This window comes from Ilumatobacter sp., assembly GCF_049588435.1.
GTDB lineage: Bacteria > Actinomycetota > Acidimicrobiia > Acidimicrobiales > Ilumatobacteraceae > Ilumatobacter_A.
Genome location: NZ_JBAVYV010000137.1, coordinates 1 through 8,862 on the forward strand (window position 1 = coordinate 1; position 8,862 = coordinate 8,862).

Genomic DNA, 8,862 nt, shown 5'->3' on the forward strand with positions numbered 1-8,862 from the left:
AGCGACAGGTGCTCGTCGCCCCCGCCCCGACGGCAGCGAGTAGCGACCCGGCGCCGACCGTCGTCCTGTTCCACGGTTTCGCCGGTGTCGCCGATGAGTTCGCGTCCGACACCGGCCTGCTGACCGAAGCCGCCGAGCACGGGGTGTCCGTCGTCGTGCCGTTCGGACTCGGGGAACCTCCGACCTGGGAGTTGGGCGGCGGGCCGGTCGACGATGCCGGATTCGCCGCGGAACTGATCGCCGACCTGGCGAGCGACCCGTGCGTCGATCCCGACCGGATCTGGCTCGCCGGATACTCGGCCGGAGCGGGATTCATCGGAGTCCAGACCTGCGCGCTCCAGGAACACCTCGCCGGCATCGTGATGAACGCTGCGGTCGCTCCCCCGCTGTGCGACACGGTGACCGGACTCGATGTCGTCATCGCACACGGCACCGCCGACCTCGTGGTCCCCTACGACGGGTTGACGATCGATGCGGCGAGTGGGGCGACCCTGCCGTCGTCGCCCGATCTCGCGGAGACCTGGGCGACACGGTTGGGATGCGGCGCGGCGACCGACGGGGCGACGACTGACGGCTTCCACCAGCAACGCTGGACGGGTTGTGGCGAGTCGGCGAACACGGTCGACATGTTGACCTACGTCGGCGGAGGCCACCGCTGGCCCGGGCGACCCGACGTCGGCGGCGAGGGCGACGTGATCGCGTCACCCGACCTCACGTGCGTGGTCCTCGGCGCCGTTGCCGATGCCGACGATCCCGTCGCACGCTGCCTCACCGCACCGTGACGTTCAGTCCGCGTGCGCTCCGCGGGCTCGTCGGAGGGCCTTGTCGATCTCGACGGCCACCGGTGAGGGCAGGGCGAGGAGGGCGACCACGAGCCACTGCCACGCCGTCAGCGAGACAGTGCCCAGGATCCGCTGCATCATCGGGAGTTCGATCCCCACCCACACGAACGCGACGCCGAATCCGGTCCACTTGATGAACGGCATCAGCGGTTCGGCCCAGGCCGGCTCGATCACCCGGCGCGAGGCGAGGCCGAGCAACGCGGCGGCCAGGCCGACCACCGCGAATGCCATGGTCATCGACACCGACGGATCGACGGGGCTCGGCTCGCCGGGTCCCCACATCACCAGTCCGAGCGCCGGAAGTGCGATCAGCAGTCCGATCAGCGCCCATCGACCCGCCGCCCGCAGCGTCACCATCCGCTCGTTCGGATCCCGTGGCCCGCGGTCCATCACCGTCGGATCCGCGATGTCGCTCATCAAGCCGAGCACCACCGTGAACACCACACCGAACTTCGCCGCGAGCAACAGGGTCGGCGTCAGACCCACACCGTCGTTGACGTCCAAGAGGGTCGCGAGCAGCATCAGTTCGAGGACCGCCGCCAACACCGTGAGCTGGAGGCCGATGTAGGCCGACATCCGCCGGTAGATGTCACGACCCAGCTCGACCGCCTTCACCAGCGTGCCGAAGTTGTCGTCGATCAAGATCATCTTCGCGGCCTGTTTCGTGACCTCGCTCCCGCTGCCCATCGCGACGCCGATGTCGGCCTGCTTGAGCGCTGCTGCGTCGTTGACGGCGTCGCCGGTCATCGCGACACGGTCGCCAGCGGCCTGCATCAGCGCGGCAAGGCGCAGCTTGTCCTCGGGCGTGACCCGACCGAAGACGTGGAGGTCGTCGAGCCGGGCGGACAACTCCTCGTCGCTCATCGCACGGATCTCAGCACCCGTGGCGACACCGGGGCCGAGCCCGAGATCGTCGGCGATCGCACGTGCGGTGATCGTGTGATCGCCCGTGATCATCCGAACATCGATTCCCGCCCGATGCGCCGTGGCGACCGCTTCCTTCGCCGACGGTCGCAGCGGATCGATGATCCCGACGAGTGCGACGAAGATCAGCTCGTCGACCAGTGCCATCGGATCGTCGTTCAGGCCCGCGGCGTTCGAGTCCGTCAACGTGCGATACGCGAACGAGAGCACGCGGAGCCCACGCTCGGACAGCTGTCGGTTGCTCGCGATGATCTCATCGCGAACATCGTCGATCGGCACCTCCTCTCCTCGCCACAGCGCGGTGCTGCACCGACCGAGAACGACATCGGGTGCGCCCTTGACCAACCCCACGGTCGGACCATCGAGCCCCGCGGGTGCGTCATGGAATGTCGCCATGAACTTGTAGGCCGAGTCGAACGGAACCTCGGCGACGCGCGGGAACGCGCGCCGGGTCTCCTCCGCGTCGATCCCCATCTTGGCCGCCAGGACGACGAGCGCCGCCTCCGTCGGATCGCCGACGACCGTGCCGTCATCGGCCACCGTCGCATCGCTGCACAGCGTCAATCCGAGACCGAGCCGCTGGAATCCGGGATGATCCTCGCCGGCCACCTGCAGGATCACACCCGTCTTGCTGTAGCCGTCGCCATCGATCTTGTACCAGCGTCCCGCCGCCAGCATCGACGTTGCCGTCATCTGGTTGAGCGTCAATGTTCCGGTCTTGTCGCTGTTGATCGCGGTGGTCCCACCGAGGGTCTCGACGTCGGCGAGCGTCTTGACGACAGCCTGCTGCTCGGCGAGTCGCTGCGATCCGGAGCCGAGCATCGACTGGACGAACGTCGGGAGGCCGGTCGGGATGGAGGCGATCGCCGTGGCGATCCCGAGGACCAGCACGCTGTCGAGGTCGAGCCCGCGTGAGAGGCCGACGCCGACGATGACCGTCACCGCGACCAGCGCCAGCGCACCGAGGATCTTCGACAGCCGATCGAGTTCGACCTGGAGCGGGGATCGGACGCGTTGCACGTCGGTGACCATCCCCGCGATCCGCCCCATCTGTGTGGAGGACCCGGTCGCCGTGACCACGAGCGTGGCGGTGCCGCGGGTCGCCAGCGTGTTCTGGAACACCATGTTGGTCCGGTCGCCGAGTCCCGTCTCGGGCTCGAGGGTCGCGGTTCCCTTCGGTATCGGTGCGCTCTCGCCGGTCAGGGCGGATTCCTGCATCTCGAGATTCGCCGACGTGACGATTCGTCCGTCGGCAGGCGCAAGGTCGCCCGACTCGATGAACACGATGTCTCCGGGGACCAGGTCGACCGAGTCGATCTCGACGGTCGAACCACTCCGACGAACCCGGGCCGACGGCACCTGCAACTGGGAGAGCGCATCGACGCTCGCCTGCGCCTTCATCTCCTGGCCGGTTCCGCGGACGACGTTCAGCGTGACGAGGATTGCGACCACGATCGTCGTGCTCGTCTGTTCGGCGAGGATTCCGACGACGATGACCCCGATCAGCATCAACGTCATCGGGTTCGTGATCTGACGCCACCCGACCGAGAGCATGCTCGGGCCCGCAACCGACGGAAGGCTGTTCGGGCCGTATGCCGATCGACGCGTCGTGACCTCGTTGTCGTCGAGACCGGTCGTGGCGTCGACATCGAGCACCCCGAGTGCGTGCTCGGCGTCGACCGCACACCATTCGGTTTCGGGCACTGAACCGGGGGTCTTCAGGTCGGACATTTCGTGAGTATTGCCGATGGGCGCGAACTACGCGTGCGCCTCCGATGTCCGGTCGCCCTGCGTCTGGCGCAACCACGACTTGAAGAGGTCGTGAATCGAGCGGGCACCCACGAGCGGTTCGGTCGGTTGGGCCAGACCGGCCGGGGCGAGGATGAACGGACGGCTCTGCTCACCGCCGAGGCCACCGTGGAATCCGATCAACGGCTCGAACGCCGCCCCCTCGTCCGCCTCGGGATCGTAGAAGCTGTTGATCAGGAGGTCAGGGCAGTTGTCGAAGCTGCTCGTGCGACGGAGATGGTCGGCGACGTTCGGCCCAAAAAAATTGAGGGGGTCGACCCCCTCGACGTGATCGTCGGTGAGGCGGTGGGAGCCGTCGGGACCGAGGACCACGTCACCGTCCACCTCGTCACGAATGAGGACCAGACCCACACCCGGGTGGCGTCGAACTCCCTCGACCAGACCCGGGTGGGTGCGCTCGATCTGCTGGCGGGTCGCGCGCCCGGGGATCTCGGTGAACGACACCAACCCGAGGTTGCCCGACGCGAGCACGATGACACCCTCGTCGTCCACCTCGACGGTGTTCTGGGTGTCGGGTCCGATCTTCACCTCGCCGTCGGAAGTCTGCCGCTTCGTCACCGCCTTGACGGCCTTGCCCAACGTCGACGGGTCTCCCGCAGCATCGCTGAGGAAGCCGTTGACGTTGTTCCAGCCCTCTTCGGCCAGGACGGGAGCGGTCACACCGCTACTGGCCAGTCGTTGGACGACCGCATCGAGGGTCTCGCCGTACCGGTCCTCGAACGTCGCCCCCTGGGTCTGGCCGTGATCGGAGAGGACGACGATGTGATACGGACGCGGCGCCATCGGCAGCGTGGTGAGCAACCGCTCCAACTGAGCGTCGGTTCGGCGGAGCGTGGCGAGCGCATCGGGTGCTCGGATCCCCGAGTGGTGGGCCACCTCGTCGTAGCCGACCAGGTCGACGTACGCCGACGGAACACCACGGGCGAGATCGGCAACGAGCACCGCCCAGGTGATTTCGGCCAGGCCGACCGTCGTGGCGGCGCGCAGCAGCGGGTAGATCCCACCGCGGTGGCCGAGCGGTTGGACCCCGTCCTTGATGGCCCGACGTGCTGCGCGCTTCTCGCGGAAGATGTCGGTCACCATCAGCAGGATGATGCGGAAGAGTGCGTACGGCGTCGCGACGACGTAGAGGAAGCGGTCTCGCGACAGACTCTTGTCGGTCACGGCGCTGAAGGTGAACATCGCGTCGTCGGTGTCACCCGTGAACACGTTCGCCCGCGACGCTCCGCCGCCGACCAGCAGCCCGTCACCCGACGACTGCCGCTCCTCGAGATCGGACGCGTCCTTGGGTCGGTTCGTGACCATGATCCGACCGGTGTCCTTCTCGTACCACCGGAAGGCGGGCATGTTGTGGTTGTCGCCGAGCAGGATCCCCGCCTGCATCGCACCGGTCTGCGACGAGAGGTCGCATTCCCACCGGTGCATCGAATGGGTCCCCGATGACACGAGTCGGGAGAGGAACGGCGCGTCACCGGATGCCATCGCCTCGCTGAGCACGTCGTGGCCGAGACCGTCGATCTGGACGAACAGGAATCCCGGGACGTCGGTCGGCTCCGGCGGGTCGGTCTTCTTGATCACGCGATGCGCGACCTTGCTGCGCCAGACGTGATCTCCGTCGACATTGAGCGCGCCGCCGACCACGATGTTGACGAAGGTCAACACGAGCGCGATCGCCAAGGCGGTCCATGCCGACGAGACGTCCACCCCGGGGATCGGGTCCGCGGCGATCGCGATGAACGCCGCATTCAGGACGAACGTGAAGAGGCCCACCGTCCACAGCACCAGCCGGAACGTCACCCTGATCACGAACGGCCAGACGAACGCGTTCAACACGCTCAGCGCGGCGACCATGAGCAACGCCCCCCACAGTCCATCGACCGTGAAGTCGTCGAGCAGCGCGGCGAGCAGCACCAGCACCAGTGCCTGAGCGACTCCCAAGACCACCATCCGGGCGATCCGCCACCGGGGGGAGCGCTGCTCGATCGGGAGAGTTGGAGGCGACGCCGGAGTCGTCGAGTTCATGGTGCTGCTCCCTGCGTCGGGTCGAATCGCGAATCGGTGGCGCTCGTGGGGGTCGATCCGACACTCCGATCATGACCGTCGAAGGTCGGTGGCTCCCAACCGGGACGCGCGAGCTCGAAGTGCGCGAAGTCGAACCCGGGCGACACTGTGCATCCGACGAGGGTCCACTCTCCGAGAGTTCGCGCCGACTGCCATTCCCCTGGAGCGACCACCAGCTGCGGTCGCTCACCGGCGTCGAAGTCGACACCGAGAACCCGGCGCTCGACGGGCGTCGTGTCGGTCCACGATGACAACACGAGAGAATCGCCGGCGTAGTGGTGCCAGATCTCGGCGCTGTCGACCCGATGCCAGTGCGAGACCTCGCCGGCCCTCAGCAAAAAGTAGATCGCGGTTCCGGCAGGGCGCTCTGCCGTCGTGCCGTGCTTCCATGTCTCGACGAAGTGTCCACCCTCGGGGTGTGGCTTCATTCCGAGCAGTTCGACGAGGTGTGCCGGATCGGGACGTGGATCGACCATCCGGCCAATGTTGCCAGGTCGCGGTCGGTCCCGGTTCGACGAACGCCGCCGCATCACACTTCGTTGATGTGTTCGAGATCGCTGCGGCGGCCGTAGATGATGATCTCGTCGCCTGAATCCAGTCGGACGTCAACGGGCGGACGGCCGAAGTAGCCGGTACCCGTGCGTACGCCGAGGACCTGCACGCTCGGCAGTGCTTCGTTCATGCCGCGCAGACTGCGCACCGTGGGTTCCGGTTCGTCGGCGACCCGCACCGAGCCGATCACGAAGTCGTCACCGATGACGAAGAGCTCGGCGAATTGTTCCTCGAGGTGCGGGAGGAGCCGGCTGCGTGCGGCCCGTTGCCCGACTCGGGCGAGGGCGCGCTGGGCGGGCCGGTTCGCGACGGCCATGACGACGAGCACCAGACCGGCGATCGTCACCATCGTCCGCTCCGTCGTGTTGCCCGGACCAGGGGCGAGGAAACCGACGAGCACGGTCACCACGAGCGTCGGGGTGCCGAGATTCCCGACGAACATCGTCGTTGCGATGATCTTGCGCCGCCCCGGGTGGTTGACGACGTTCTCGGTCTCGGTCGTGGTGAAGCCGGCACCGCTGAACGCAGACCGCGCCTGGAAGGATGCGACGTCGGCCGGAAGCCCTGTCGCGATGAGTGCACCCGCTGCCACCCGGGTGAACGCCAACGACAGGGTGGCGACGACGAGAAAGGTGGCGATCGCGTACATCCCTCGATGTTCCCACGCTGGAACGGGTGAGCTCTGCATCCCACGCGGTCGGGATCCGAGACGCACACGCGGAGTCCGGCGGCCTCCTGCCGCTTCGACCGAGTCGTCGCCGGATTGACAACATGGGGCCCTTCGTCAGGAGCATCCATGTCGACCATTCGCCCCACCGCCCCACCGGTCTCCGCCCGAGCCACGATCGTCCACGATGCGGCGCCCAGTGGCCCGCACCCGATCACCGCAGCGCGCTACATCGACACCGACTGGCTCCGGCGCGAGTTCGACGAGCTGTTCCCGCGAACCTGGCTGTTCGCCGGGCTCGAGCGCGACGTGGCCGAGCCGGGCGAGTACCTCGTGCTCGAGATCGGCGACGAGTCGCTGCTGGTGTCGCGCACCGACGACGGCGAACTCGCAGCGTTCTACAACGTGTGCCAACACCGCGGCGCCCGGGTGATGGTCAACGACCGCGGCTGGTCGCGCCAGTTCGTCTGCCCGTACCACGGCTGGACGTACGAGAACGACGGACGGCTGAGCGTCGTTCCCGACGCCGACCGCTTCACCCCTCCCGTCGACTGCGCGGCCCGCTCGCTGCGGCCGATCCGGGTCGAGGCATTCAGCGACATGGTGTTCGTCTGTCTCGATGCCGACGCTCCCCCGCTGCTCGAGTTCCTCGGTCCACTCGTCGACGCGATCGCTCCGTACGACCTGGCGGGAATGACGTTGACCGCCGATCAGACGGTTCAACTCGATGCGAACTGGAAGGCGGTCGTCGACAACTTCGGCGAGCTCTACCACGTCGAACACATCCACCCCCAACACGCCGAAGTGTTCGATTGTCCGACGGCCGAGATCCACCTGTACGACCGCGGTCACACCGGCTTGATCATCGACGGGCACGTGGTCAACACCCGCCTCGACATCCCGGAGGACCCGAACCTCTACATGACGATGGCGCTGCAGCGGTACGGCATCGACGCCGCCGACTACACCGGACGGGTGCTCGACATCCGCCTCGACGTGCAACGCCTGCGTCGCGAACACGGTCCGCGCCTCGGATACGACTATGCCGCGTTGAGCGACGAGCGACTCACCGACATCGAGCAGTACAACGTGTTCCCCAACACGATCGTCACGCTGCAGCCCGACGACGCCATCATCATGCGCGCCCGCCCGCATCCGACCGACCCGAACAAGTGCTGGTGGGACAAGTTGTCATTCCATCGCCAACCCGATCCAGCGGTGTCCGAAGCCGCCGGGGTGACCTTCGAACCCCACCCCCGCGACGACCGGGCACCGGCAGAACGCCCCGAGCACGACGGGTTCACCCAGGACGACATCATCGAGGGTCGCAAGTCGATGACGATCACCATCGACCAGGACGTACACCTGATCCGTGACGTGCAGGCCGGGATGCGTTCACGCGGTTTCGACACCGCCCGACTCTGCGACGACGAGGTCCGGGTGCAGCACTACCACGACTGGCTCTGCCATCACCTCCCCGGCTGATCGGGATCCCCGCTCTAAGCTCAGGGGTCCGTGAGCAACACCGTGATCGATGGAGGCGCCTCCGAGGTGCCGACGGTCGTTCTCTTCCCTCCACCGGCCCGACGACAGAAGTGGTCTCCGGTCGATCTCGTGCGGTTGCTGTTTGGGCTCGTCTTCGTCGCCGTCGGACTCTTCGCCGCCGCGTTCGCCGACGGAACGATCTCGGGAATCGAGAACGACATCGTCGACGGGGTCGGACGGATTCCCGACTCGGTGGAGCAAGCGGTCCTCGGTACCGCACAGATCATGGCGACCTTCGTGCCGCTGTTCGTCGTCGTGGTCGTCCTGTGGCGGAGGCGCTGGCGGCTCCTGCTGATGCTCTGGCTCGGATCGGTAGCAGCCAGCACCGTGGTCGCGCTGTTGATCGCATGGATGGGCGACCGTGCCGTCGTCGCCACACTCGCCGCACGAACAGCCGGCGGGGCGACGCTCGTCGGCGCCGACTTCCCCACCACCGAGTTCGTCGCGTCGGCCGTCGCGGCC

Annotated in this window: 6 protein-coding genes and 1 pseudogene; 3 read left to right on the forward strand and 4 right to left on the reverse strand. The window is 67.2% G+C overall.

The annotated features are described in order from the left end of the window. The coding region (locus tag WBV89_RS05310) for an alpha/beta hydrolase family esterase (RefSeq protein ID WP_423980298.1) at positions 1 to 782 on the forward strand (782 nt) is incomplete at its 5' end. A 3-nt stretch (positions 783 to 785) separates the two neighbouring features. Here WBV89_RS05310 and WBV89_RS05315 read toward each other — a convergent pair. The 4 genes from WBV89_RS05315 to WBV89_RS05330 all read right to left on the reverse strand — a co-directional run bounded on the left by WBV89_RS05315 (position 786) and on the right by WBV89_RS05330 (position 6,837). Beyond that, positions 786 to 3,497: a cation-translocating P-type ATPase gene (locus tag WBV89_RS05315; protein ID WP_423980299.1), complete on the reverse strand. Its 2,712-nt coding sequence runs from the start codon at positions 3,495 to 3,497 to the stop codon at positions 786 to 788. Between the two features lie 27 nt (positions 3,498 to 3,524). Beyond that, the gene (locus WBV89_RS05320) at positions 3,525 to 5,522 is read right to left on the reverse strand and encodes a phage holin family protein (RefSeq protein ID WP_423980300.1); all 1,998 of its coding nucleotides are present in this window, start codon (positions 5,520 to 5,522) and stop codon (positions 3,525 to 3,527) included. 71 nt (positions 5,523 to 5,593) lie between these two features. Then, complete coding sequence (locus WBV89_RS05325; RefSeq protein ID WP_423980301.1) at positions 5,594 to 6,112, reverse strand: cupin domain-containing protein; 519 nt, start codon at positions 6,110 to 6,112, stop codon at positions 5,594 to 5,596. A gap of 53 nt (positions 6,113 to 6,165) precedes the next feature. Next, positions 6,166 to 6,837, reverse strand: a complete 672-nt coding sequence (locus tag WBV89_RS05330; protein WP_423980302.1) for a hypothetical protein — start codon at positions 6,835 to 6,837, stop codon at positions 6,166 to 6,168. A gap of 147 nt (positions 6,838 to 6,984) precedes the next feature. On the opposite strand from WBV89_RS05330, the gene WBV89_RS05335 reads away from it, so the two are divergent. Then, the gene (locus tag WBV89_RS05335; protein WP_423980303.1) at positions 6,985 to 8,340 is read left to right on the forward strand and encodes an aromatic ring-hydroxylating oxygenase subunit alpha; all 1,356 of its coding nucleotides are present in this window, start codon (positions 6,985 to 6,987) and stop codon (positions 8,338 to 8,340) included. Between the two features lie 30 nt (positions 8,341 to 8,370). Then, positions 8,371 to 8,862: pseudogene (locus WBV89_RS05340) on the forward strand (hypothetical protein); the annotation flags it as partial.